The 25,336-nt window shown below is 71.1% G+C and carries 21 protein-coding genes and 1 pseudogene; 5 read left to right on the top strand and 17 right to left on the bottom strand.

Annotation, left to right across the window (positions count from 1 at the left end; genetic code table 11):
- Positions 1-103: 103 nt before the first annotated feature.
- Positions 104-382: a hypothetical protein gene (locus tag ACIQRW_RS02665; RefSeq protein WP_403753341.1), complete on the bottom strand. Its 279-nt coding sequence runs from the start codon at positions 380-382 to the stop codon at positions 104-106.
- 133 nt (positions 383-515) lie between these two features.
- Positions 516-1,073 carry a C40 family peptidase gene (locus ACIQRW_RS02660; RefSeq protein ID WP_403753338.1) on the bottom strand — a complete coding sequence of 186 codons (558 nt, stop codon included), beginning with the start codon at positions 1,071-1,073 and terminating at the stop codon, positions 516-518.
- A gap of 205 nt (positions 1,074-1,278) precedes the next feature.
- Here ACIQRW_RS02660 and ACIQRW_RS02655 point away from each other — a divergent pair, with 205 nt between their 5' ends.
- Positions 1,279-1,884, top strand: coding sequence for a TetR/AcrR family transcriptional regulator (locus ACIQRW_RS02655; protein ID WP_403753335.1), 606 nt, complete (start codon positions 1,279-1,281; stop codon positions 1,882-1,884).
- A gap of 174 nt (positions 1,885-2,058) precedes the next feature.
- On the opposite strand, the gene ACIQRW_RS02650 is transcribed toward ACIQRW_RS02655, so the two are convergent.
- Positions 2,059-2,202, bottom strand: a complete 144-nt coding sequence (locus ACIQRW_RS02650; protein WP_403753332.1) for an RICIN domain-containing protein — start codon at positions 2,200-2,202, stop codon at positions 2,059-2,061.
- 14 nt (positions 2,203-2,216) lie between these two features.
- Positions 2,217-2,726: pseudogene (locus ACIQRW_RS02645) on the bottom strand (PQQ-dependent sugar dehydrogenase); the annotation flags it as partial.
- 509 nt (positions 2,727-3,235) lie between these two features.
- Between ACIQRW_RS02645 and ACIQRW_RS02640 the strand changes: the two are divergent.
- The gene (locus ACIQRW_RS02640; protein WP_403753329.1) at positions 3,236-5,635 is read left to right on the top strand and encodes a ricin-type beta-trefoil lectin domain protein; all 2,400 of its coding nucleotides are present in this window, start codon (positions 3,236-3,238) and stop codon (positions 5,633-5,635) included.
- Between the two features lie 221 nt (positions 5,636-5,856).
- Here ACIQRW_RS02640 and ACIQRW_RS02635 read toward each other — a convergent pair whose 3' ends face one another.
- From ACIQRW_RS02635 to ACIQRW_RS02610, 6 genes are all read right to left on the bottom strand, one after another.
- Complete coding sequence (locus tag ACIQRW_RS02635; RefSeq protein ID WP_403753483.1) at positions 5,857-7,689, bottom strand: ABC1 kinase family protein; 1,833 nt, start codon at positions 7,687-7,689, stop codon at positions 5,857-5,859.
- The gene (locus ACIQRW_RS02630; RefSeq protein WP_403753326.1) at positions 7,689-7,943 is read right to left on the bottom strand and encodes a hypothetical protein; all 255 of its coding nucleotides are present in this window, start codon (positions 7,941-7,943) and stop codon (positions 7,689-7,691) included. The genes ACIQRW_RS02635 and ACIQRW_RS02630 overlap by 1 nt, the downstream gene beginning before the upstream one ends.
- Positions 7,944-7,957: 14 nt before the next feature.
- Entirely contained in the window at positions 7,958-8,578 is a 621-nt protein-coding gene (locus ACIQRW_RS02625; RefSeq protein WP_403753324.1) for a TetR/AcrR family transcriptional regulator, read from the bottom strand.
- Complete coding sequence (locus tag ACIQRW_RS02620) at positions 8,575-8,868, bottom strand: hypothetical protein (RefSeq protein WP_403753321.1); 294 nt, start codon at positions 8,866-8,868, stop codon at positions 8,575-8,577. The genes ACIQRW_RS02625 and ACIQRW_RS02620 overlap by 4 nt, the downstream gene beginning before the upstream one ends.
- A complete protein-coding gene (locus ACIQRW_RS02615; RefSeq protein ID WP_403753318.1) occupies positions 8,865-9,359 on the bottom strand; it encodes a hypothetical protein in 495 nt (164 codons plus the stop codon). The genes ACIQRW_RS02620 and ACIQRW_RS02615 overlap by 4 nt, the downstream gene beginning before the upstream one ends.
- Before the next feature lie 139 nt (positions 9,360-9,498).
- Entirely contained in the window at positions 9,499-12,099 is a 2,601-nt protein-coding gene (locus ACIQRW_RS02610) for a S8 family serine peptidase (RefSeq protein WP_403753316.1), read from the bottom strand.
- A 219-nt stretch (positions 12,100-12,318) separates the two neighbouring features.
- On the opposite strand from ACIQRW_RS02610, the gene ACIQRW_RS02605 reads away from it, so the two are divergent.
- Complete coding sequence (locus ACIQRW_RS02605; RefSeq protein WP_403753313.1) at positions 12,319-13,266, top strand: LuxR C-terminal-related transcriptional regulator; 948 nt, start codon at positions 12,319-12,321, stop codon at positions 13,264-13,266.
- Between the two features lie 67 nt (positions 13,267-13,333).
- Here the strand turns inward: ACIQRW_RS02605 and ACIQRW_RS02600 are convergent, their stop codons facing one another.
- Positions 13,334-13,939 (bottom strand): DedA family protein, encoded by a 606-nt coding sequence (locus ACIQRW_RS02600; RefSeq protein WP_403753310.1) that lies wholly within the window; start codon positions 13,937-13,939, stop codon positions 13,334-13,336.
- On the bottom strand, positions 13,936-14,661 hold the full coding sequence (locus tag ACIQRW_RS02595; protein ID WP_403753307.1) for a class I SAM-dependent methyltransferase: 726 nt from the start codon (positions 14,659-14,661) through the stop codon (positions 13,936-13,938). Before ACIQRW_RS02595 ends, ACIQRW_RS02600 begins: the two co-directional genes overlap by 4 nt.
- Positions 14,662-14,792: 131 nt before the next feature.
- On the opposite strand from ACIQRW_RS02595, the gene ACIQRW_RS02590 reads away from it, so the two are divergent.
- Together ACIQRW_RS02590 and ACIQRW_RS02585 are read left to right on the top strand one after the other, a co-directional pair.
- A complete protein-coding gene (locus tag ACIQRW_RS02590; RefSeq protein ID WP_403753304.1) occupies positions 14,793-15,938 on the top strand; it encodes a sensor histidine kinase in 1,146 nt (381 codons plus the stop codon).
- The gene (locus tag ACIQRW_RS02585) at positions 15,935-16,579 is read left to right on the top strand and encodes a response regulator (protein WP_403753302.1); all 645 of its coding nucleotides are present in this window, start codon (positions 15,935-15,937) and stop codon (positions 16,577-16,579) included. The genes ACIQRW_RS02590 and ACIQRW_RS02585 overlap by 4 nt, the downstream gene beginning before the upstream one ends.
- A gap of 143 nt (positions 16,580-16,722) precedes the next feature.
- Here the strand turns inward: ACIQRW_RS02585 and ACIQRW_RS02580 are convergent, their stop codons facing one another.
- The 5 genes from ACIQRW_RS02580 to ACIQRW_RS02560 form a co-directional block, all read right to left on the bottom strand.
- Positions 16,723-20,526, bottom strand: a complete 3,804-nt coding sequence (locus ACIQRW_RS02580; RefSeq protein ID WP_403753299.1) for a S8 family serine peptidase — start codon at positions 20,524-20,526, stop codon at positions 16,723-16,725.
- Between the two features lie 265 nt (positions 20,527-20,791).
- The gene (kduD, locus tag ACIQRW_RS02575) at positions 20,792-21,565 is read right to left on the bottom strand and encodes a 2-dehydro-3-deoxy-D-gluconate 5-dehydrogenase KduD (protein WP_403753295.1); all 774 of its coding nucleotides are present in this window, start codon (positions 21,563-21,565) and stop codon (positions 20,792-20,794) included.
- A 95-nt stretch (positions 21,566-21,660) separates the two neighbouring features.
- Positions 21,661-22,698 (bottom strand): zinc-binding dehydrogenase, encoded by a 1,038-nt coding sequence (locus ACIQRW_RS02570; RefSeq protein WP_403753292.1) that lies wholly within the window; start codon positions 22,696-22,698, stop codon positions 21,661-21,663.
- 55 nt (positions 22,699-22,753) lie between these two features.
- Complete coding sequence (locus tag ACIQRW_RS02565; RefSeq protein ID WP_403753289.1) at positions 22,754-24,130, bottom strand: MFS transporter; 1,377 nt, start codon at positions 24,128-24,130, stop codon at positions 22,754-22,756.
- Positions 24,127-25,227 carry a mandelate racemase/muconate lactonizing enzyme family protein gene (locus ACIQRW_RS02560; protein WP_403753286.1) on the bottom strand — a complete coding sequence of 367 codons (1,101 nt, stop codon included), beginning with the start codon at positions 25,225-25,227 and terminating at the stop codon, positions 24,127-24,129. The genes ACIQRW_RS02565 and ACIQRW_RS02560 overlap by 4 nt, the downstream gene beginning before the upstream one ends.
- Positions 25,228-25,336 lie beyond the last annotated feature (109 nt).

The raw sequence follows: 25,336 nt of genomic DNA, 5'->3' as shown, positions 1-25,336 counted from the left end.
ACGCCACCGGGACGCCGCTCAGTACGTTCACGTCGACATCCGCTATGGAACCGCTTTTCTCCCCCGGATTCCTCCTGTGAACCCGGGCGACCTTCCTGGTTCCTCAGATGATCGCCACCGGCCCGGGAGACCACTGGCGGGCGTGACCACTGGCGGGCGTGAAGATGTCGTTCGCAGGAGTGTCCGTCCTCCGCACGTGCCGGGAGGACACGTAGCGCCCTGATCCGGTGCCCCTGTTCCGGACCATCGCGGGGTGGAACGCCTCGGTACGCACCGGGCTCTCGGCGATACGGGGCCGGAACTCAGCGCGTTCCGGCCATGCCGAGACGAGTTGGGCGACGGTGATGACCTTCCGGTCACCGCTCGGCCGGATCAGCGTCACGGCTCACCATGGAGGACCTCGACGTCCCCCACCTTGATCCGGTCGGAGCGGTCAACGGACCAGTCATATCGTCGGATGGGGAGCACGGCCCCCGCCGCCTGACAGAGGGGCGGCGGGCCGTGGGTCGGCGGGGTCAGTAGCCGTTGGGGGTGAGGACGTCGATGTAGATGGGGTCGCGTTCGGTGCCGCCGAGGGTGACGGAGTCGTACTTGACGCGTCCGTAGTAGGCGTTGGCGTCGATGGCCTGGCCGTTGCCGATGTAGATGCCGGTGTGGTCGAGGTCGCCGCCGTAGCGGATGCCGTCGCCCGGGTCGGTGTCCCAGAAGATGAGGTCGCCGGGGCGGGGGCTGGTGGTGCGGCGGCCCTGGTTGATCTGGCCCTGGAGCCAGTAGTCGAGTTGGAGTCCGCGCCCGGTGGCGGCTTTGGTGCCGTCCCAGATCGCGTGGCGGTTGAGGCATTCGCAGTCGACGCGCGCGGTGCCGCAGGTCCAGCCGTATTCCAGCTTGTAGGGGGTGCCCAGGTACGCCTTGGCGGCGTTGACGACTGCCTGGCGCACGCCTGCGGCCCGCGTCCCCACGGAGGCGGGTGCGGCGGTGGCGGGGGTGGAGAGAGCGCCGGCGAAGACGGCGACGACGGCCAGCGCGGCGACGGTGCCGCGACGTCGGCGGGCGCTGCGGGAGATCTGGGGCATGGGTGCTCCCTGGGGCGAAGAAGTGAGCGGGCCGTCAGGTGTGCGGGCGGAAGCGGAGCCGTCCCTTGCCCTGCCCTGCCGCGACGTGCGGTTCAATTCTTCGGACGATGCGATAAAGAACGTAGAAGCATGGTCGCGTACACGTCAATAGGTGGCGAGTAAGCTCGTCGGCGTTCCGGTCCCCCGGCATGAGTGAGGTTGGTTCGTGGCCCGCCCCAAGCAGCAGGACGCGAGGCGTGAGGAACTTCTGCGCGCGGCCCGCGCGGTCATACTCCGCCGCGGCCTGCACGCCACCCGCGTCCGTGACGTCGCCGACCAGGCGGGCGTCGCTACCGGCACGGTCACCTACTACTTCCGCGAATTGGACGATCTGTTCGACCTGGTCTTCGCCGAGGCCGTGGAGCGGTTCTGCACACTGCGCGAGCAGGACGCCGCGAGCCGCCCGGACGCTCGCGAGCAGCTCGTCTCCCTCATTCGCACCGGTCTGCCGACCGGCCCGGACGACGAGCTGTGCTGTCTGCTGTACGAGTTCTCGCCGCAGGCACGCCGACAGCCCACTGACGCCCGGCTGCGCCGTGAGCTGTACGGACGGCAGGTCGACCTCTACATCCGCGTGCTGGGTGCCGGAGCTCAGGCCGGACGGTTCACGTTGCGGCGCCCCGCTGCCGAGATCGCAGCGAATCTGGTCGCTCTGGAAGACGCCTACGGCTACCACGTCATCGCGCAGACGTTCATGACCAGGGAGACCGCGGAGCAGCACCTCTTCGGCTACGCGGCTCTCGCCACGGGGGATTCCACCCTCACCGTGTGACGGCGGGGGAGCCTCGGCCATCCGCCCGGAGGACCGCGGGAGACTGCGCCTCGACGTACGGGAGCGAGCGGCGGCGGGCGCTTCGGCGTCGCGCCCGCCGCCGTCACCGGCCCGATCTCGCGGCCGGTTTCGCCGACGCCGCCTTTCGCGGCGCCGACGAGGTCGAGAGGTCGCTCAGCTCGGGAGAGCCCACTTCTGGTTGGCGCCGGTGTGGCAGGTCCACAGGTGGAGCTTGGTGCCGTCCGCCGAGGCGGCTCCGGAGGCGTCCAGGCACTTGCCGGAGGACGGGTTCTTCAACGTTCCGTCGGGCTGTGCCACCCACTTCTGGGCGCCCGTGCCGTTGCACCCGTACAGCTGCCGTCGGTCCTGAGGGAGAACCGCGACAGCCGGTTGACTCCGTCGAAGGGGGCGAAGTCCGTCGCGGAGCCGGTGGCGGGTGCGTCGCCGGCGGGGGTGGTCAGCTTCGGCGCGTAGTAGAGGTAGACGAAACGGTTGGCGGTGAAGCCGGGGTCCACGCCCACGCCTTGGAGGCCCTCTTCGTCGTGCGAGTAGACGTCCAGTTTCCCGGCGACCTTGGTGGTGCCGGCGGCGTCGGTGAGGCGGAGGGTGCCGTCCCGTGAGGTGTGCAGGACGGACCGGTCGGGCAGGACGGCGAGCGTCATGGGCTCACCGGTCTCGGCCACCCCCTTGGCGAGGGTGACCTGCTGGAACTCGTCGGCCGCGACGGCCGCCAGGGGCGGGGGTGCCGCGTCGGCGGGTCTCTGCTGGGCGGTCAGGGCACCCGCGGCGGCGAGCAAGGTGCAGGCGAGCGCCGCGAGGGGTCTGGTGAGTCTCCTGTGCACGCGCATCCTCCGTGTGATGACGGGGTGAGGTCTGGAGCACAGGCGCACGCCGTCGCGCCGAGGGGCTTGGGGACCACGGAGGGGGGGCGCGCCACCCTTGTCGTTCGGTACAGGGCAGGAAGGTATTCGCTTTTTCACGCACCAGAAACCCCTTTGACGTACATGGCCGCAACTTTTTCCAGCAGAGGGACAAAGTGACTGGGCGGGGGCTCCGCGCGATGAGCCACACCACCCCTCTGAACCCAACTCGTCTCTACAGAGGCGTAGTTCAGGAATTTTTCGGAACTTTGTACACGCTCATGACAAAGCATGGACGCGCCCGGAGGAAGTCCCTACTGTGTGCGAGGCGGCGGTGAGGCGACGGTACGCACGTCAAGCGTCACCGTCCGCATCACTCCGCACCTTCCGTATCTCTCCGTATCCGGAACGACGGCGCGCTCCGGCGGCGGTGGACTCTGCACTTTGCCCCATTGACGTTCCCTGATCCCGGGGGACCTACAGGAGGTCACGTGTATCCACGGCTGTTCTCCCATCGACTCGGCAGACGTCTGGCCGTGTCGCTCACCGCCCCGTTACTGGCCCTCGGCCTGTCGTCCCCCGCGGCGGCCGCCCCCTCGAAAGCCGCAGCACCTCCCCCGCAGGAACCCGGGGTCACACTCCGCGTCTTCGACGTGCAGACGTCACTGAAGGAGATCTGCACCCTCAAGCCCGGACAGACCCCGAACATCGACAAGAAGATGTCGGTGATCAACTGGACCTCGGACGCGGACTTCGGCCTGGCGTCCAACTTCGTCACTCAGGTCACCGGGAACATCGACGTCGCCGCGGCCGGCAGCCACACCTTCCGTCTGGCCAGCGACGACGGTTCCCGCCTCTACGTGGATGACAAGCTGGTCATCAACCACGACGGGCTGCACGGCTCCGACCTGCCCAAGGACGGCACGGTCTCGCTGACGACCGGCTACCACTCCCTGCGTATCGAGCACTTCGAGGCGGGCGGCGACCAGCAGATCACGCTCTCCTGGAAGCCTCCGGGCGCCACCGGCTTCAGCCTCGTACCGAACTCGGTGCTGAGCACCGACGCCGGCGTCGTACGCGTCACTTCGCCCGGCAGGAAGGAGTGCGAAGGCGTCCTCGACACGCCCGGTGACGGACTGCCCCTGACCGGGGTCCACCCGAACTACACCCTGACGAACCTGAGGCCCGGCGGCTTCGAACCGCAGGTCTCCGCCATGGACTGGCTGCCCGACGGCCGCCTCGCGGTGACCACCTGGGGCGGCACGGACAACAGCACGGGCGAGGTGTACCTGCTGAGCAACGTCACCGGGGCCACCGGGCCCGACAAGGTGACGTACAAGAAGATCGCGAGCGGCCTGAAGGAGCCGATGGGCGTCAAGTACGTGGACGGCAAGCTCTATGTATCCCAGAAACACGAGCTGACCGAACTGAACGACACCAACGGCGACGGCGTCACCGACCAGTACAAGCGGATCGCCACCTGGCCGTTCGGCAACAACTTCCACGAGTTCGCCTTCGGCCTGCTGTACAAGGACGGGTTCTTCTACCTGAACCTGTCGGTGTCGATCAACTACGGGGGCGCCACCACGGACCCGCAGCCGGCACCGAACCGCGGCACCACGATCAAGGTGAACAAGACGAACGGAGAGGTCAGTTACGTCGCCGGTGGTCTGCGCACCCCCAACGGAATCGGGTGGGGCCCGGACGGCGACATGTTCGTCACCGACAACCAGGGCGGCTGGCTGCCCTCGTCGAAGTTGGTGCACATCAAGCAGGACCGCTTCTTCAACCACTACATGAACCCGGACGGCCCCTTCGACTCCCGGCCGGTGACCAAACCGGTCCTGTGGCTCCCGCAGAACGAGATAGCCAACTCGCCGAGCACACCACTTCAGTTGAAGGACGGCCCGTTCGCCGGCCAGATGCTGTTCGGCGACGTGACGTACGGCGGAATCCAGCGTGCGTTCCTGGAGAAGGTCGGCGGTGAGTACCAGGGGGCGGTCTTCCGTCTCACGCAAGGGCTGGAAGCCGGTGTCACCCGGATCAGCGTCGGCCCGGACGGCGCCCTCTACGCGGGCGGGCTGGGTGCGGGCGGCAACTGGGGCCAGGAGGGCAAGCTCAGCCACGGTCTGCAGAAGCTGACACCGAACGGCACCGACGCCTTCGACATCCGCGCCATGCGCGCCGTCCCGGGCGGGTTCGCGTTGGAGTACACCCAGCCGGTGTCGACGGAGACCGCGGCCAACCTGGCCGGACGCTACAAGATCAAGCAGTGGCGTTACGTGCCGACCGCGGCGTACGGCGGCCCCAAGGTCGACGAGGAGAGCCTCACCGCCCAGTCGGCCACTCTCTCCGCCGACCGCAAGACGGTCACGCTGACGGTCCCCGGACTCAAGGCCGACCGAGTCGTCCATGTGCGCTCAGCGCGTCCCTTCAGTGCGACGGGCGGTGAACAGCTCTGGAGCACCGAAGCCTGGTACACGATGAACCAGCTGCCCGGAGCGACCTCCCGGACCGGCGAGGTGAAGGGGGTCAACGGCAAGTGCCTGGACGTGGACAACAGCAATACCGCCGACGGCACGAAGATTCAGCTGTGGAACTGCAACAACTCCGCGGCCCAGCAGTGGACGGTTGGCGCTGACCAGACCGTGCGCGCCCTGGGCAAGTGCCTGGACATCGACAACGGCGGCACTGCCGACGGCACGAAGGTGCAGCTCTACGGCTGCAACGGCACCGCGGCCCAGACCTGGCAGCCCCAGGCCGACGGCACTGTGCGCAACCCGCAGTCGGGCAAGTGCCTCGATGCCTCCGGGGGCGTCTGGAACGACGGCACACCGGTCCATCTATGGGCCTGCCACGCCGGCTCCAATCAGCGGTGGGCACTGCCATAGCACGGCGGGTGGACGCGTGAGCGGTACGACGCGTCTCTGAGGGCGAGGGTCGGAGCGCATGCTCCGGCCCTCGCCCCGCACCACGCCCTGGCCGATTGTCTGTTTCGGCGCTGGGTGTTCCGGTGCGGCCATCCTCCGTGGCGACCTCGCTTCCCTGCTCCGGGAGGCGGTGGCGCTTCCGGCTCGGCGGTGGTCGCGGGGCCGTACCTGAGGGCGTTCGCTCACAGGTGTGTCCTGCCCGGGCCCGGTACGGGGCGGTGGTGCGGGTGGGTGAGGTGCATGACGGTGCGCATGAGCAGGACGGCGGAGGCCGCGAGGCCGAGGGATCCGACGGCTTCCAGGAGGTGCAGGCTGTCGGCGATCCGGGGGCCGGTGCGTTGGGTGAGGAGTGTGGCGGAGATGCCGCCGGTGGTGGCCGCGACGAGAGTGAGAACGGCCTGCTGCGCGATGTGTCGATGCCAGGCGGGGGCGGGCCGGTCCGCCGGGGCGGCAGCCGCGGGGGTGAGGAGTTGCTGCAGTTGCCGGGTGAGGTCGCCGGGTCCGGGCCGTAGGCGGGGTGCGAGGCGGTCGGTGAGGTCGAAGTCGGCGTCCAGGCGCAGGCAGGTGGCTTCGAGGATGGCGAGCCCGCGCAGCACGGTGGTGAAGGCCGGAGGCAGCAGAAGGCCGGTTGTCCTGATCAGACCGGTGAGTGCCGTCAGCGTGTCGGCGTCCGTGCCGGACCCTCGTTGGCCGCGCGCCGGCAGGGTCAGGAGCAGCCTCGCGCAGGCACGTTCGAGGGTGCGCCCGTCGGCGGGGCGGTCGGCGGCCGTGTTGAGGGCACGGGCGAGTGCCGCCGGGTCTCGGAGAGCGGTGGCGGTCAGGATGGCGCGCAGCGCACTGAGCTGGAGGGCGTCGAGGCGGGCGGCGTGTCCGAAATCGAGCAGGGCCGGTGCTGCGCCGGCGCGGAGGTGGATGTTGCCGGGATGGGGGTCGGCGTGGGCGATGCCGTGCCGGAGCAGGAGGTGGAGATGGCCGTCGGCGATGGTGCGGGCCGCGGTGCGGGCGGCCGGGCCGTCGAGGTCGGGGGCAGCTCGGTGGGCGGGCAGGCCAGGTACGAAGTCCTGGACGAGGACTGTGCGGCCGGAGAGACCCGGATGGACGGCGGGGACGGTGACGGGGCCGCGGTGGGCCGCGCGGTGGGCGGCGGCCAGGGTACGGGCTTCGACGCGCAGGTCGAGTTCGGCGCGCACGGCGGTGCTGAAGTCATCGACGAGGCGGGTGATGCCGGTGTCACGGCCCCAGAGGGTGCGACGTTCCAGACTCCGCGCGAGGCGGGCGAGGACGTCGAGGTCACAGGACAGCTGGGCGGTGGCGTCAGGGCGGAGGATCTTCACCGCGACGAGGGTGTTGTCGTGCAGGACGGCCCGGTGGACCTGGGCCATGGACGCCGCGGCGAGCGGCTGCGGGTCGAAGGAGGCGAACACTTCCTGCACCGGGCTGCCGAAGTGGTCGGCGAGGAGCTGTTCCACCCGGCCGGGGTCGGCGGGAGGGACGGTGTCGTGCAGGTCGGCGAGGGGCAGGGCTACGTCATCAGGAATGAGCCCGGGCCGGGCGGCGAGGACTTGGCCGGCCTTCACGAACAGGGGCCCGGCCTCGGTGAGGCAGTCTCTGAGCGCTTCGCCCAGCACAGCGCCGCGGGGTGCGCCGGGCCGACGGGCGAGAAAGAGTCCGTGGCGGGAGGCCAGACGCATGAGCCGGCCGTAGCGGCGGCTGCGCCGGCACCAACCGATGACCGCCCCGGCGAGCGCGAACGGGCCGGGCGGGTGGATGCCGCCTAGGAGTTCCAGGCCGACGGCGGTGGCCATGGCCGCCAGGACCGCGACCGTCAGCAGAAGCCCGGGGTCGGTGAAGGTGTGCGGGTCCGCCCGCCGGGCGAGGACGGCGACCCCGACGGCGGCGGCTGCGCCGGCGCCCGCGCACCATGCCCCGGCGCCGGGACGGGGCGCGATCCCCAGGAGCCGGGGAGCGGTCCAGGCGGCCGCGGCGGCCAGGGCTCCGGTCAGGATCAGCCACATCACGAGCGGCTCCCCTCCTTCACCGGCACCCCCACCGGCACCGGCACCGGCACCGGCACCGGCCGGGCTACACGTGGCCGGGCGGTCAGTAGTGCGGTCAGCACGGTGGCGTGCGCCACCAGCACGGCGAAGCCGCTGCCGACGAAGGCATCGGCGGCGTACGGCAGGAGCGGCAGGAGCGGCAGGAGCGGCAGGATGATTTCGAAGCCCATCAGGCCGGTGAAGACGACCAGGCACAGCGTGGGTATCGCCATCCCTTCGGGCAGTTTCACGTGCCTCCCGCCCGGCGGCCCTCGGGTACCCCGAGCGCGCGCATCAGAAAGGGCAGGGTCCGCTCGACAGCCGTGTGCACCTTCTGCCCGGCCAGGAGAGCGTGCCGCTGGGTCTCCAGGCAGGCCATGATCAGCTGCCCGGTGACGGCTGTGTCCGCGCGCACGAACACCCCCTTCTCCATGCCGTCCTCCAGGAGTTGCCCGACCAGGGCCGCGAGCGGTGCGACGTGTTCGAAGAACCGCGCGCGGTCCTCGGGCGGCAGCATCGTGGCCACCGATGCTCCGGCGCCTCGCTGGAAGGAGAACTCGGTGAGTACCAGCTTGACGAGGATCTCCAGCCGGTCGACCGGTTCGGTGCGGTCGGCGAGTTCGCGCTCGGCGAGGGTCATGAAGCGGGTCATCTCCCGCTGGGACCAGGCCAGCAGCAGGGCCGTCCTGTCGGGGAAGTAGTTGTAGACCGCGGTCCTGGCCACCCCTGCCGCCCTGGCGACCTCCTGGAGTTTGAGGTCCTGCCAGCCGCGCTCGCGCAACTGCTCGGCGAAGGCGTCGATCATCGCCTCGCGCGTGGAGGCCTTGTGCTCGGCCAGCGTGGACCCTCCGGTCAGCTTCGGACTCATGATGCGCTTCCCTCACTCGAAGACGGCCGTGGCAGCGGCAGGCCGAACAGGTCGGCCGCCACGTTCGGGTCACCCTTCCACGCGGTCAGCGGCATCAGCACCAACCGGTCGGTGAGCCGGCGCAGCGCGGTGGCCACCTCCGCCCGCTGCGTGGAGGTCAGCGACCCACGACGATGCAGACGGCGCAGCTCATCGGCGGCCACCGCGGTGGCGTGCAGTCGGGCGGCGTCGATGACGCGAGGACCACAACCGGACGCCACGGGCGGCTCGACCTCGGCGAGCGAACTCATCGGCCGGACTTGGCGAACAGGGCCGAAGCCGCTTCCACCGAGGCCGCTTCGCGCAGCTGAGCGGTGGTGACGCGGACCGTCAGCCACGCGAGCGCGACCATGACCAGAGCGTTCGCGGCGTGAAGGGCCCCGAGGAGCGGAATCCCGGTCCCGTGCTTCTGCAGCACCGGCTGCACCAGCATCGCCAGGAACAGAGCGAGCCCCGCGCCCACCGCCCGTCCCGCCGGACGCCCGACGATCAGCAGCACGACCAGGACGACACCGACGACCTCGGAGGCGTAACCGAGCAACCGGTGGGCATCCAGACTCGACGCCTCACCGATCGGCAGCCTCTCCAGGGCGAACAGCCCGAACCCCGCGGTCACGATCTGCGCGCATGCCGCGCCGATCACCGTCCACGCCGACGCCCGCACCCCCTGGACACCGAACTTGCGGACCCCGCTCAGCGGCCTGATCCGAACGGGAACCACTTCTGTCGTCGCTGCACGCACAGCACACCCCTTTTCATGACGACGTGTCGTCATGAAAAAATAGCACGGGTGGCGCGCGCCCTTCGCTCGTCGCTCGTCGACCGCGCTCTCCTGGAGCTCGCCCGACCACGCGCCACCCGTCCGGAGGCGACACCGGCGCTCAGCGTAGGAGTGTGGCCTCCGGTGACGTCCAGGTCTCCGTCGGCGCGGCATGATCCTTGTCGCCCAGCGCCTTGTCGAAGACCAGCCGCAGGCGATACGTACCCTCGGGCGCCGGGGAGCCGTTGGCGAGCGTGCCGTCCCAGGCGTGGAAGTCCATGCCCGTGCCCGCGCCGGCGTTGCGCGTGACCCAGCGCTCGTCGTACGGCGTCGCGACCGTGCGTCCACGGGCGTCCAGCACCTGCAGACGCATGCGGCGCAGCAGCGGGAACTGATGGGACACCATGACCTGGACGGTGTCGTCCGCGGTGCTCTCGTTGCCGAGGTCGAGCGTCTGGGGTTCGTTCTTCCCGAAGTCGAAGTACGCCGGGCGAAGGGAGGGGTTGTCGATGTTGACGTTGACCCGCGTGAAGCTCGGGTTGATCGCCGTCACGCCGTCGTAGTCACCGGACATCGCGAGGTACGGGACGCCTACGACGTCTCCTTGCGCCACCGGGGTCAGGGTGATCCATCCGCCCAGCAGCGTGCCGTCGGGGACGCCGTCGGGCTGCTCGACCCGCAGGGGCACGGTGCGCGACGAACGGGCCGGCACGGTGACCGTACGCGGCAGGCCTGTGACCGTGGCCGTCGCGTCGTGGGCCTCCCAGTCGTGGGTGTACGGCGGGGTGGCGGACACCGCGCCGCGATGCGCGACCTTGTAGGTGACGGCCTCGCGCCCCGGGTTGCGGACCGAGACCCGGGCGGCGACGGCCCTGCCCTCCAGGTCGCCCAGGGCCAGCTCGGGGGTGGTGGCGTAGGGCTGATCGCCGTCCACGGCGCGCAGGGCGGCCATGACGTCGACGCGGCCGGCGCCTTGGTGCGCGACCGGTTCGAGGCCGCGCCCGGGATCGCCGGTGAGGCCGAGGGGCGTCGCGGTGGTCTGCAGGACCGACCGCACGCGAGCCGGGGACAGTGCGCGGTCGCGCTGAAGGAGGAGCGCGGCGGCGCCCGCGACGTGCGGCGCGGCCATGGACGTGCCCGACAGCACTCCGTACGAGCCGTAGGAGGGAGGCAGCGCGGAGAGGATGTAACCGCCGGGAGCGGCGACGTCCGGCTTGAACTCCAGCTCGTTGCCGGGCCCCCATGAGGACCCGTCGTCCATCAGTCCGGCGTGGGCGTCATCCAGGTCCAGGCCCGCGTACGCGCCCCCCGTCACCGTCGGGTTCTCGGCGGCCAGCAGCCGGCGGGCGCTGTTGAACGAGAGCGAGACCGCCGGTATCCCGGCCGTGCCGCAACACGGCTGGCCGGCGATCGTGTCCGGGTCGCCGAAGTCCTGGTAATACAGCCCGGCGACGGCACCCGCCTTCTCGTACACGCGCAGCAGGTCCATCGGCCGGCACCCGGCGGTGTTGACCGCCTTGAAGAGGACGGCCTTCCCGGCCAGGGAGCCCTCCGGCAGCGGGGCGCACGACGCCTCACCCACGGCCACGGGGTGGTGGGCGGTGGAGGAGAGCGGCGGGGTGCGGCCGAAGTCCTCGTAAGGAAGGGGCGTTTCCTGGCCGTCGTTCAACTTCAGGGCCAGGTACGGGTAGCGGCTGTTGTACGTGCTGCCGACGGCTATCGCCTGACGGGATATGGCCGGGGTCGCGGTGTTGAACGGGCCGGCGAAGCCGTTCCCCACGGAGACGGTGACGCTCACCCCCGCCGCCACCGCGGCGTCGACGGCCTTGGCCAGGATGCCGCTCGCCCGGACACCGCCGGTCGACCCCAGACTCATGTTGATGACGTCCACGCCGTCGCCGACCGCCCGCTCCAGCGCGGCGATCAGCAGCCCCTCCTCAGCCGGACGCTCCTTGCCGAACACGCGGTAGGAACGCAGCCGCGCGTCCGGTGCGACGCCCTCGATGTGGGTGTCGTCGCCGGCGATGATGCCCGCCACATGCGTGCCGTGGCCGAACGAGGGCCCCGACGATTCGTCGTAGGGGTCGGCGTCGTCGTCCGCGAAGTCGTAACCGCCGGTGACCCGGGCGCTCGGAAAGGTCCCGTCGCCGAACGCGGCGTGGTCGTAGGCGATGCCGCTGTCGAGGATGCCGACGGTGACGCCCTCGCCGGTGAACCCGGCACGGTGCGCCTGGGGCACCCCGGTGAGGTCGGTGGTGGTGACGGTCTCCCGGCCCGACGGCGCGTCGCCGGAACGGGCCGGGGAACGGGACTCGTCGGCGATGGCCTTCGCGAGGACGGCCGCGGGCACCGGGGCGGGCCGGTCCGGGGGCCGGTAGGTCACCGGCGTGCTCACCGAGCCGACACCGGGCAGCCCGGCCAGACGGTGCGCCTGGGCGGCCGGAACGGTGACCGACAAGGCGTTGAGGAGCCGGCTGTGACGATGGTCGACAGTGAGCTCGATGCCGGCGGTGCGGGCCGCCGCGCGGAGTTGTTCCTGCTGGTCGGCGACGGCGGCGCGGGCCGCCGCGTACGGGGCCGCGACGGCCGCGGGCCGGGTGAGCGTCAGGATGCGTTGCACGGGCGCCGAAGACGGCTGAGCATCGTCCTGGGCAGCCGCCGCCACGGGGAGGACCGCGACGGCGAGGGCCCCGGCGATACCCAGGGTGAGGAGTTTCTTCATGCGCTGATTCAGCCGCGTCGGCGGCTCCACGACAAGCCGGTGCGGTGGCGAGAAGCCGTCATGACGGCTTGTCGACACGCACGTTGCGCGCCTGTGTCGGCCGGCGTCGCGGACGCTCGGTGCCGGTCCACCGGGAGGTGGGCATCCGCGAAGAGGTCGTCACGGTCGGCTGCTGCCAGAATGTGCCCTGGCAGGAATGCGACAAGTGGAGGGGACGGCATGCTGCAGGACCTGGGTCTGACTCCCGAGGAGGAAGGCGTCTACCGGTTCGTGGTCGGCCGTCCCTCGACCGAACTCAGCGACCTGGTACGAGACATGGAACCACCCCGCACCGCGGAAGCCGTGGCGGGAATCGTGGCCTCCCTCGTCGCGCGAGGACTCGTCGCCCGCACCACCGGCCGCGAGGAGTACGTCGCCGTGTCTCCCGGTGTGGCCCTGGGGGTGGAACTGGCCGAGCGCAAGGAACGCCTTCAGCGCGCCGAACTCGCCCTTGAGGAACTCGCCGAGAGCTACCGGCTGGGCAGCATGGGCCGTGCGCAGCGGGATCTCGTCGAGGTCGTCGACGGGCGGGACGCGGTGCAACGCCGCTATTTCCAGATGCAGTTGTCCGCGCGACGCAGCATCGAGACCTTCGTGACCGGGGACATCCAGGTGGTCGGACCGGAGAACACCCAGGAGCGCACGGTGCTGCGACGCGGCATCAGGCTCCGAGCGGTGGTCGACCAGCGATTCCTCAGCGCCCCGCGGAGCGACGACCAACTGGACGAGTCGCTGGCGGACGGCGTGCAGGTCCGCACCGTGAAGGAGATCCCGCTCAAGCTCATCATCTGCGACAACGAGGTGGCCATGCTGCCCCTGCACGGCAGAGGAGCGGATGTGGACCCGAGCCTCGTTCTGCGCGGTGGGCTGGTCAACATCGCCCTGTCGCTGTTCGACACGGTGTGGGAGCGGGCACGCCCCTACGGCGCGACGGGAATGGACATCGACGCGATGGACGCTAGCGTCCTGCGGCTGCTTCTGGCGGGACTCACCGACTCCGCCGTGGCGAGCCAGCTAGGACTGTCCTCCCGCACGGTGCAACGGCGCATCAAGGCGCTGATGCTCCGCGCCGGAGTGAACACCCGCATGCAACTGGGCTGGCACGCACGCCACCATGGATGGGCCTAGGTGTATTGATCACGGGCGTTGTCAACGCTGTGGGGCTTGATCATCGCCGAGGCCGGGCGCGCGCTGTTCACATCCGGTGCCGGGAGCGCAGCTTGGTCCGTGCCAGTGCCACCGCGGCGACGGCCCCTGCCGTCGCGACGAGGATCGGGCCGCCGAAAGTGAGGGCGTGTTGGAGGGAAGCCGTGGCCGCGTAGCCGGTGCCGGCTTCGAGGGTGGCCCAGAGCGGGGCGGCGGCGAGGCTGTAGGGGGCGATGCGGTGGTAGGGCAGGCGGGTGGCACCGGCGAGGTGCGGGATGAGGGTGCGGATCACCGGGAGGAAGCGGGCCAGGAACACGGCGTGGCCTCCGTAGCGGGTCATCAGCGTCTCGGCCCGCCCCCATGCGGCGGCGGGCAGACGGCGGCCCAGCCGGCCGGTGCGGAGGTGGGTGCCGAGCGCACGCCCGGTGCGGTGGGCGAGGAAGTCGCCCACGACCACCGAGCACGCGGCGGTCGCGATCAGCAGCGGCAGGCTGAGCTGTCCGGTGCGAGCCAGTGCGCCCGCCGTGAGCAGCAGGGTGAGGGTGGGGACGAAGGCCCCGACGAGCAGGACCGACTCGGCCAGGACGGCGGCGGCTACGAGCGCGTACACCCCGGTCGGCGGCACGTGGTCGAGGGCGGTGGTCAAGGCGTTCACCGTCCCGCTCCGGCCGAGGAGCGCGCCGGGCCCGGGACGGTGGTCGCGGGTCGCGTGAGCTGCCATACCTTGGCCGGAGGCAGGTTGCCCCAGATCGTCCGGCACGCGGTGGCGTACCGACGCCGGTAGTCGGCCACAACCTCTTCCGCGGCGTGGTGGCGGTGGGCCCGAGCCCGGGTCGCGAGCAGGGTGCGGGCCCGGCGGGTGCCGAGGTAGGCGAAGTAGGTCAGGGTACCGCCGGGCCGCAGCAGCTCCAGGTACCGGCCCATCACTGCCTCGACCTGGCCGGGGGTGAAGTTGGCGAACGGCAGGCCCGAGACGATCACGTCGTAGCGTCGGTCGGTGTCCAGGTCCTCCACCCGGGCGGTGCGGATGCGGACCTGCTGCCGGTGGACCGCGCCATCCGGGTGCGTGGCTGCGACGTCATGCAGTCGGGCGCTGAAGTGCGGGTTGGCCTCGACGACGTCCAGATGGCTGCCGGCCGGCAACTGGGGGATCAGTGTGCGGGTGACCGCTCCGGTGCCCGCGCCCGCCTCCAGGATGTTCAGCGGGCGTGCCGCCCTGGCGCGCACCGGTTCGGTCAGGGCCCGTGCCAGTGCCCGGCTGCTGGGAGCGATGGCACCGGTGGTGCGGATGTCGCGCGCGGCTTCGATGAGGAACATCCAGCCCTCGGCATGGCGCTGCGCGAGGGAACGGTCGTGCGAGGTGGCCCATTTTTCCATGGGTTCGACGCTAGGAACCGCGGCTCGCCACGGAATCCGCCACTGTGTGATGACGGAACCCTACGAAAGTAGGGGGTCGAGAGGGAAGATCGTCGGATGAGCGGGCTCCGGTCACGGCCTAGGCTTTCGGAGTGGGACGAGGACGGAATCTTCTGTGGGCCGTGTACGGGCGGCGCGGGCTGGTGCTGCTGCTGACCGGCGCGGCGGTCCAGAACGGCGCTGCGACTGCCGGTGGCCGCTATCTGACGGCGGGCACCGCGGCCGCGGTGTTGTGCGGGCTGGCCCTGCTGGTGCCCCGGCTTCCCTGGTTCGCCGCTCCCGCCCTGGCGACCGCGGCGACAGGGCTGTGGGGGTGGCCGCTGCTGCCCCTCCTCCTCGTCGCGCTGTTCGACCTGGCCGCGCGCCGCCGCACCGCGGTGGCCGCCGGCTGTTGCGCGGTCGTGCTGGCGGTCGGCACGGTGGCGCCGTCCTCGGTGTCGCTGTGGCGGCCACAGCAGTACGGCGCCAGCCTCTTTCTGCTCCTGGCCGTCGTCGGTGGATCGTGGATGGGCAACCGCCGCCGCCTGGTGGACGCGTTGAACGCCCAGGTCGAGCACCTGCGGATCGAACGGGAGCTGCGCGAACAGGCGGCGCGGGACGCGGAGCGCTCCCGCGTCGCCGCCGAGATGCACGACGTGCTCGCCCACCGCCTGAGCCTCATCGCCCTGCACACCGGCGTTCTGACCACCCGCGCGGACGCACTGCCCGCTCCGGTGGCCGAGCGCCTCACGCTGCTGCGCACCGCCTCCACCGAGGCACTGGCCGATCTGCGCGACGTCCTGGGAGCCCTGCATGAGTCCGGCCCCACGGCCGGTGATGCGGCGCCCGCCCCCGTGCTGCGCGATGTGCGCGAGCTCATCGCACAGGCGCGTGAGGCCGGGCAGCAGGTCGACGTGCAGATCACCGGCGAGCCCGAGCAGGCGCCTGCCGCGCACCGCCTGGCGCTCTACCGTCTCGTCCAGGAGGGGCTGACCAACGCCCGCAAGCACGCCGTCGGGGCCCCGGTACGCATCCGCCTGGACTACGGGCCGCCCGCCACCGTCGTGGAGATCGTCAATGCCTCCGGCCGCTCCGACGGGCCCACCGCTCCGTCCGGTTTCGGGCTGGTGGGCCTGGGCGAACGCGTCCGCACCCTCGGCGGGCGCCTCACCGCCGGCCCCCACGGCACCGGCACCTGGCGCCTGGCCGCCCGCATCCCCCACCCCGCCCGCTCCGAGCAGAACGGCCCTCTCCCATGATCCGCGTCATGATCGTCGACGACGACGCCCTGGTCCGCCTCGGCCTGGCCGATCTCCTCGACGGCGACGAGGAGATCGAGGTCGCCGCCCAAGCGTCCGACGGTCTGCACGCCGTCGAGCTGGCCACCGCCCACCGCATCGACGTCGCCCTGGTCGATGTGCGCATGCCCCGCATGGACGGCATCACCGCCACCGCCCGCCTGCGCGCCCTGCCCCACCCGCCGAGGGTCATCACCCTGACCACCTTCGACCTCGATGAGTACGTCTACGACGCCCTGGCCGCCGGCGCCGACGGCTTCCTCCTCAAGGACACCGACCCGGCCGAGATCCTGCGCGCCGTCCACCTCGTCGCGGACGGCTCCGCCATGCTCCATCCGACCGCCGCCCGACGGCTCATCGACCGCTACCACCAGTCCGGCCGGCCCAGGGCCGCCGCCGCCCGCGCCCGGCTCGATCAGCTCACCCCTCGCGAACACGACGTCCTGACCCTGCTTGCCCTCGGCGACACCAACGCCGACATCGCCACCGCCCTGGGCATGCGCGAAAGCACGGTCAAAGCCCACGTCAGCCGCATCCTCAACGCCCTGGACGTCACCAATCGCGTCCAGGCAGCACTCCTGGCCCGCGACGCCGGCATCTGACGTCCCCCTCACGAGACCAGGACGCCCAGGCCCGCGCAGTCCCTCGCCAACCCGCCCGGCCCCCCGGCCCGTTGGTCACAGACCGCGCCACGAAGCTCGGAAGGGGGGTACCAGCACCGTGCTGGTACCCCCACCGGGGAGGGTCAGCGTACGGCGTAGGCGCGGATCAGAGTCTGCGTGACCGCCGATCCGTCCGCCGCCGTCGCGCTGATGCGCAGGGAGACGTAGCCGCCCCTCGCGCGGGAGTTGTCCACCAGCGCGGTGAACTTCCCGGCGGCCTCGACCACTCTCGTCTTCGTCCAGGTCGTCCCGTCGTCCCAGGACACCTCCGCGCCGATGGACGTGGCCCGGCCGTCGTAGCCGGGCTGGCCGGTCGCGTCGAGGACGACGGGGAAGCGCTTCAGCCGCGGGGCGCGGTTCCGCGTGTCCAGCGGCGCCCGGTACGACGGCATGAGCAGCGGCAGCGCGGTGTCTTCGCCGACCGTGTCGGAGTCGAAGCTCCATCGTGTGGTGGTCGATGTGGACAGGGCCCAGTCCCGCAGGATCGGAAGGTCCGTCCGGCGTCGCACGGTCGAGGTGAGGTCGTACCGTGCCTCTCCCGGCGTGACCTCCCAGGAACCGGAGCTCACGGAGTTCGTCCTGCCGACCTCGACGCCGTCGCGGGCCAGGCTCACCGTGGGCCGGTCGGTGATCGAGCCGAAGGCGTAGTGTCCGTCCGCGTCACCGAAGAGGGGCAGGGCGAACGTGATCCTGTCCCCGGCCCGTTCGGCCAGCGGGCCGCGGACGCCCGAGGCGAGATCCGACGGGACCCGGGGGCTCAACGGGCCCCGGTACCAGGACTCGTGGTCGGTGTAGGGCTTGGTCTCCCGGCGTATCCGGCCGGTCATCGTCTCCGCGCCGGCGCTCACGTTGCTCGACGCCAGGTGCAGCCAGCCGACGTCCCCGGTGGAGTAGAACGCCACACGGCGGGAGGGGGCCCTGACCTGCTGGGCGCCGAACGCCACGGTCGGGGCGGCCCCGGCGCCGATCGACACCGCGAGGTTGTCGGAGTAGTTGTCCTCCTTGCCGAGGCCGTACCAGCTCTCGGTGATCCGGCCCAGGTCACGGTCGCGGACGCGGAAGCCGGGGTCCTGAGGGACACCGGAGGTGAAGGTGCGGGCCAGGTTGTAGACGTAGGGACTGTCCGGAGCGCCTGTCCAGCGCAGGGCGGCGCCGCCGGGGCGGGCGTGCCCGCGCAGCAGCCGGTAGTCCTCGGTCGTGATGCCGAACACCGGCATCGTGACCGAGTTGAACGGCGTCCAGTTGCCGGGGTAGCCGTGCGTCACCAGAACGGCGGTCGCGCCGCGCGCCTTGAGGACGGTGGCAGCGGCCTCCAGACGCTCCACGGACCCCGCGTCGGTGCCGACGTCCAGCAGCGCGAACCTGCCTTTCACGTCCTGTGCTTCGAGCTCCTCCGGCGTGCCCAGGCCCACGTCGACGGCCCGCGCACGGCCCGAGGGTGCGAGGTAGGTGACGCCGTCGGTGGTGAGAGGACTGGCCAGGGCGTACTGCGCCTCGATCCGGTGCCCGTCGGTCGTGCGCAGGTCCAGCATGGGGGCGTAGGCGCGCGTCAGGTAGTCGATCCGTACGCCGTCCCAGCCGGCCGACGGCGCCTTCGCGATCGCCACGTCGGAGGCGGCCGCACGGTTGACGGACGCGGAGGCCGCGTAGAACGAGTTGCCGATGTCACGGCGGTAGCGCAGGGCCGAGGTACGGCTCTCCAGCGGACGGTCGCCCTTGACGGACACCCGGCTCGCGGTGCGGCCGTCGAGCCGGATGGTCCGGTCCTCGGTGAGCTTCTGCCCGGGCTGGGCGAAGAACGCGAACGACCGGACCGTTTGGTAGAGGTTGTCCTCGGTGACCCCGGGGTCGAAACCGAAGATCCCCGCGTTCAGGTCGTACTCCCCCGCCGGGACGGTGAGGGTGGCGCGCCCCTTGCTGAAGTAGGCGCGTTCCACCTCCCTGCGTCCGGGCGACAGCAGATCGACGTGGCTGATCAAGCCGGCCGGATCGCCCGCGCGGTTGGTGGCGTCGAACGTCATGGTGACCATGTGCGGAGCCACGTGGAATCCGAACGCCGTCACGCTCGTGGCGCCGTCGTCGGAGGTGGCCGTGATACGTCCGGACAACTCGCCGTAGCCGGTGTCCGGCAGTTCGGCCGCGCCGTTCAGTCTCAGGACGGCCGAGGCGGTTCCTCGTGCGGGCACGGTCAGCGAGGTCCGGTCCAAGGACGCGGCTGAGGCCGGAGCCGTGGCGCCGCTCGCGTCGAAGGCGGCCAGGCCGAGGTCCAGCGTCACTGCCGTGTCGCCGTCGTTGGTCCAGGTCACCTCGCGGTCGGCGGTCTGGCCCTCCGTGTGCGGCCAGGGGAAGTCGCCCCCGTCGATCGTTCCGGGGCCGGTCAGCGTAGTCGTGGTGGCCCGTGCGACATCCACGAATCCGGCGCCTTGTGCGAGCGGCGCGTCCTTCGCCTCGGTGCGGGCGGCGGACATCAGCGCCGACTTGAGCCGCTCGCCGGTCCAGTCCGGATGCCGCTGCGCCAGCAGAGCCGCCGCTCCGGCCACATGGGGCGTGGCCATGGAGGTGCCGTTCGCCGCCGTGTACGAGGCGTTCACCGGTGTGCCCATGGTCGTGCCCTTGGCACGGGCGGCGACGATCCCGACGCCGGGAGCCGCTATGTCCGGCTTGAGATAGTGCTCGTCGGGAGAGTCGAAGACGTCGCCGCGGCCCGAGAACGGTGCCGTGCCGAGATCGCGGTCGGCGGCCGCCACGGTGAGCGCGCTGCGGGCGCATCCCGGTGAGCCGACGGTCGACCTGCCCGGGCCCGCGTTGCCCGCGGCGACCACGAAGAGGCTGTGGGACTGTGCGGACAGCGCGTCGATCGCCTCCGAGAGCGGGGTCGCGCACTGCCCGCCCGTATCGGTGCCCAGGCTCATGTTGACGACGTCCGCCCCCTGGTCCACCGCCCACTGGACGCCTGCGAGGGTGGCGGACGTCGGGCCGGAGCCGTTGTCGCCGAGCACCTTTCCGACCAGCAGGTCCGCGTCCGGCGCCACACCCTTCAGTCGGCCGTCCGCGGCGGCACCGCTGCCCGCGACGGTGGAGGCGACGTGGGTGCCGTGCCCGTGCCCGTCGACGGCGCTTCCCTTGCCGGAGAAGTCGCGCTCCTGGGCGACCCGGCCCTTGAGGTCGGGGTGCTCGGGGTCGTACCCCGTGTCCAGCACCGCGACCTTGACACCCTTGCCCGTGTACCCGGCGGCCCACGCGTCCGGGGCGCCGATCTGCGGCACGCTCCTGTCGAGGGACGCGGAGACCGTGGCGTCGAGCCACAGCTTCCGCGGCGCGTCGGCCGAACGGTCGCGCTCCAGCGTGGACAGGCTCTTCCAGAACGTGGCGGCGCTCTTCTTCGGGGTGTGCAGCGCGGTGGTGCGCAGGGCGCCGAGCCGACGGTCCACCACGGCGCCCGAGGGCGCGGGAGCGGTGCGGGCGGCCGACTGCTTGCTGTACGTGGCCAGCAGCGGGATGTCGGACGCACGGGCGTCGTCGTATCCCGACTCGATCAACTCGGCTACGTTGAAGAGCTGTTCGTCCACCCGGTCGCGGGCGATGAGCGGGGTGGCGTCGAGCGGGACGACGAACAGGTCCTCTCCGAGCGTTCGCGTCTGGTGGTCGACGGGCTCGCCCTGGGGGCCTGTGACGGAAAGGACGGAACCGTCCCGGACGCTCACCTTGTCCCCCGTGACCAGGGTGACCGTCCGGACAGGGCCGCTCGCGGGCGTGGACGTCTTCGCGGGGCTGTCGGCGGCGGACGAGGCCGTGGGCGCCGTGAGGGCCGCCCCTCCCAGGGTGAGGGCACAGATCAGGGCGAACATCCGTGGTCCGTGGCGCTCCAGGGACAGAGTTCGTTTCACGTTCGCATCGCCTTTCCGGGGTGTGGGTTCAAGCGACGCTAATTGCAACGTAGTTGCTGCAAAAGCTTCCGGTGAGGCGGCTTTCCGACTCTGTCGTCAAAACGACAGTCTCCGGAGAGCCGGATCAGTCTGTCTCCGGCCTCGGCGGCTCTCGCCCGCTCCGTCGCGCGGGCGCCTCGGCCGCGGGCACGCCCGTGGAGGCGCACTCATGTGAGTGCGCCTCCACGGATGGGCGGCAGCCCGTTCGGTGCCTGGCCGGATGCTTTCAGCGCCCGAGCCACCCGCCGTCGACGGGGAGCACGGCGCCGTGCACGTAGTCCGAGGCTCGGGAGGCCAGGAAGACGGTCGCGCCGGCCAGGTCATCGGGTCGGCCCCATCGGCCGGCCGGGATGCGATCGAGGATGGCGGCGCTGCGTGTCTGGTCGTCGCGGAGGGCCTGAGTGTTGTCGGTGGCGATGTAGCCGGGGGTGATGGCGTTGACGCAGACCCCGGAGGAGGCCCATTCGTTAGCCAGGGCCTTGGTGAGACCGGCGATGGCCGACTTCGTCGCCGTGTACGCCGGAACGAGAACTCCGCCCTGGAAGCTGAGCAGGGAGGCGGTGAAAACGATCTTGCCCTGGCCGCGTTCCACCATGCGTTTGCCGAGCTCCCGGCTGAGAACGAACTGGCTGGAGAGGTTCACCTCGATGAGGCGGTCCCAGTCCTCGTCCGGGAATTCGGCCGCTGGGTGGCGGGCGATGGTTCCGGCGTTGTTGATCAGGATGTCGATGGGACCGTGGTCGGCTTCGACGCGCGCCGCGAAGTGGCTTACGGCCTGCCGGTCGGCGAAGTCGACACGGTGGGCGGCGAAGGAACGGCCGTGCCCGGTGACACGGCGCTCCACCTCGCTGCCATCGGCTTCCATCTGCGCGCTGACACCGATGATGTCGGCTCCGGCCTCGGCGAGGGCTTCGGCCATGGCCAGGCCGATGCCCCGGCGGCAGCCGGTGACAACGGCGCGGCGGCCGGTGAGGTCGAACAGGTGAGGGAGGGAAGACACGGTCGCGTTGTCCTTTCGGGCGGGTGTTCGAGAGAGGCGTGGGGTGTTCGGGAGACGGGAGGGGCGTCCGGGAGACGGGAGGGGTGTCCGCGGGGTCAGGACGCCTGGCAGTCGACGAGGATCTTCATCTGGCCGGAACCACCGCTCTCCAGGGCGGCGAAGCCCGCGGCGGCGTCGGACAGCGGGACGACGGTGGATATCAGTTGCGCTGCGGGCACCTTCTCCTGGGCCACCAGGTGCACGGCTGCCTCGAAGTCGGAACGGTCGTAGAGGCGCGCGCCGATGAGGGTGAGTTCGCGCCAGAAGAAGCGGTGAAGGTTGACCGGGCGGGGCTGGCCGTGGATGGCGACCAGCACCAGACGGCCGCGTACCGCCAGGGCGTCCACGGCGGCAGCGACTCCTCCGGCGGCCCCGGACACTTCGAAGGCGACGTCCGCGCCCGCGCCGCCGGTCCACTCCTCGACGTAGGCCGGCACGTCGGTCGCCGCGTCCACGGTGTGCAGGCCGAGTGTGTCGGCGAAGGCCCGGCGCTGCGGGTCGAGTTCGGCGAGCAGGACGTCGCCACCGGCGCCGGCCGCGACGGAGGCGATCAGCAGACCGACCGGTCCGCCGCCTACCACGAGAACCCTTTCGCCGGGGGCGACCTGGGCCCGACGCACGTCGTGCACCGCGACGGCTGTCGGCTCCACGAGCGCGGCACGGTCCAGCGGCAGGTCCTGCGGGAGGCGGACGAGGAGACCGGTCGGCACCGTCCAGCGGCGGCGCAACGAGCCGGGCGAGTCGATGCCGACGAAGTCGAGCCGGTGGCAGATGTGGCTGTGCCCCGCGCTGCAGGCCGGGCAGGTGCCGCACCAGCGCAGCGGCATCACGGTGACGGCGTCTCCCGGTGCCCAGTCCTCCACGTCCGGGCCGACCTCGGCGATACGCCCGGACATCTCGTGTCCGATGACCGCCGGCAGGGTGACTCGGCTGTCCATGTCGCCGTGAAAGATGTGCAGGTCAGTGCCGCAGATGCCGGTGTAGGCGACGTCGATGGCGACCTCGCCCGGCGCGGGCGCCGTCAGGGCGGCCTCGCTCGTGCTGACGGTGCGCTCACCGGTGTAGAAGGCGGCCGGTGCGGTGGTGTGGGACATGGAGTCTCTCGCTTTCGGGTGCGTGGGGGCGTAGGGCTTCACGGTCATCGGCCGGTCAGTCCGTTCGGGAGCCGGCGGGGGCCGACGCGGATGGCTGGGAGCCGGACGCCGTGAGGGGCGTGGGGCGCGGGACCGCGGCGAGGACTACCGCTCCGAGCACCGCGAGCCCGGCGGCCAGGGAGAACGCGCCACCCCAGGAGTCCAGCTCACCCACCAGGAAGCCGGTGACGGCCGGGGCGATGATGGCGGCGAGGTTGGCACAGAAGTGCACGAAGCCGCTGACGGCGCCGACCCGCGCGGGGTGGACGTACTGCTGCACCAGTGCCCAGAACTGCGCGTTGCTGGTGTAGAGGAGCAGCATGGTGACGGTGAAGAAGGCGACGGACGGGACGGTGCCCGAGACGGAGGTGATGCCGAAGCACAGCAGTCCGCCGAGCGCCAGACCCAGCACCGCTGCCCACTTGCGCACCGCGTAGGGGGCGCGGAGCCGCTTGGCGATCCGATCGGAGAAGATCCCGCCGACCGCTGTGCCCACCGCGGCCGCGATCCACGGCAGGGAGCCGGCCCATGCCAGGCTCTTCAGGTCGACGCCGTGCTCCTGTACGAGGTAGGTGGGGTACCAGGACAGGAACAGGAAGGTGATCCAGTTGAAGCCGAAGAAGGCGAGGGCGGTGGCCAGGACGGCAGGCCTGCGCAGGTAGTAGCCGACGGGGGGCGCGGTGGTGGCCTCCTCGTCGGGCCGGCCCAGTTCGCCGCCGACGATGTGTTCGAGTTCGCCCGCGCGGACGCGTGGATGCTCTTCGGGCCTGTCCCGTACGCATACGTACCAGAGCGCGGCGACCAGCACCCCGACGGCACCGAGCACGACGAACGTCAGCCGCCAGTTGTTCCCGCTCCAGACCAGTAGCCCGGCGACGACCGGCGTGCCGATGGCCGCGCCCAGCGGGTTGGCGGCGAAGGTCAGGCCCACCGCGGTGGCGTACTCGCGGCGGGGAAACCAGTTACTCATCGTCCGGGCGGTCACCGAGCCCTGCGGGCCCTCGCCCAGGCCGAACAGCAGCCGTTGGATCAGGAAGCTCGCCGCGTTCCAGCAGAGCGCCGCCGCCGCGGTGAACACCGACCACCAGATCACCGCGACGGTCATCACCTTGCGTGGGCCGAAGCGGTCGGCGAGCGCCCCGCCGAAGAAGCTGGCCGGCGCGTAGGTGAAGGCGAAGGCGCTCATCAGGATGCCCATGGTGCTCGGGCTGAAGCCGAACTCCTTGACGATGAGGGGCGCGGCCACGCCGATCGCCGCCCGGTCGCCGTAGTTGACGATGAGCACGAACGCGTTGGCGCTCAGCACGCCCCATCGCACGCCGGGCCACGTACGAGCCTGGGCGCGCGCGGGCGGTGTGGCCGGATGCTGCGCGGTCTTCCCCGGGCCGCTCATGCGCGGACCGTCTCAAGCTTGTCGAAGTCCAGCTCCACCCCGTGACCGGAGAGTTCGGGGGCGATGGCCTTGCCGTCGGTACCGGCGTCCAGCCGGAGGGGCGGGGTGAGCATGTAGGCGTCGAGACCGAAGCCGTGTGCCTCCATGTAGGTGCGGTTGGGGGCGGCGGCCAGAGCGTGGACGGTCAGGTCGTGCACGCCGTGCGAGGTGACGGGCAGGTTGGCGGCCTCGGCCAGGGCGCACACCTTGCGGAAGACGGTGTATCCGCCGCAGTTGCTGACGTCGGGCTCGGGGAAGGTGACACCGCCTGCGGCGATCATCTGCTGGAACTCGTAGAGGGTGTGCAGGTTCTCGCCGGTGGCGATGGGCTGGCCGCCGTCGCGGACGATCCGGGCGTGCCCTGCCACATCGTCCGGAATGGTCGGCTCCTCGATCCACACGAGCCCGAACGGTTCCAGGGCGCGTGCGGCGCGCAGGGCCTGATCCACCGACCACTGCATGTTGGCGTCCACCATGAGCGGGAAGTCCTCGCCCAGGTGCTCGCGCATCGCGGCGACCCGCCGGACGTCCTCGCGCAGGCTGGGGCGGCCGACCTTCATCTTGATCGCCCGGAACCCCTGCTCCTGGAAGCCGTCCGCCTGTTCCAGCAGTTGGCTGAGGGGCAGTTGGAGGTCGATGCCGCCGGCGTAGACCGGCACGGCCGGGTCGTAGCCGCCGAACAACCGCCACAGCGGCATCCCGGCCCGCTTGCCCTTCAGGTCCCAAAGGGCGATGTCGACAGCGGAGATGGCGGAGGTGGCGTGACCGCCACGGCCGCCGTAGTGCAGGGTCCACCACATCTTCTGCCAGCAGGCTTCGGTGGCGTCCGCCTCCTCGTTCTCCAGGACGGGAGCCAGGTAGCGCTCGACCATGGTGTGCACGGCGGCACCGCCGTGGTTGACCGTGTAGGTGTACCCCAGACCTTCCACCCCGTCCGCGTCCCGGACCCGGACGGTGACCAGCTCGAAGTCGGTCATGACCCCGTGCGTGCTGTCGGTGAGCGCACTCTGGAGCGGCACTCGGTACAAGTCCGCTCGCACCGCGTTGATCTTTGCCACGGAAACCTCCACTGGGGTTGGGTCGAACGCTGAGAGCCCCGAGCACGGAGCTGGAATCAGCAGGTGCGGCCTGCTGTCCTGACGCATGACAGAGATGGCGGGCACGAGG

Origin of the sequence: Streptomyces sp. NPDC091287, from assembly GCF_044768525.1 — a bacterium.
Lineage (GTDB): Bacteria > Actinomycetota > Actinomycetes > Streptomycetales > Streptomycetaceae > Streptomyces.
The sequence above is the reverse complement of the archived record's forward strand: the minus strand, read 5'-3'. Positions and strand labels throughout refer to the sequence as shown.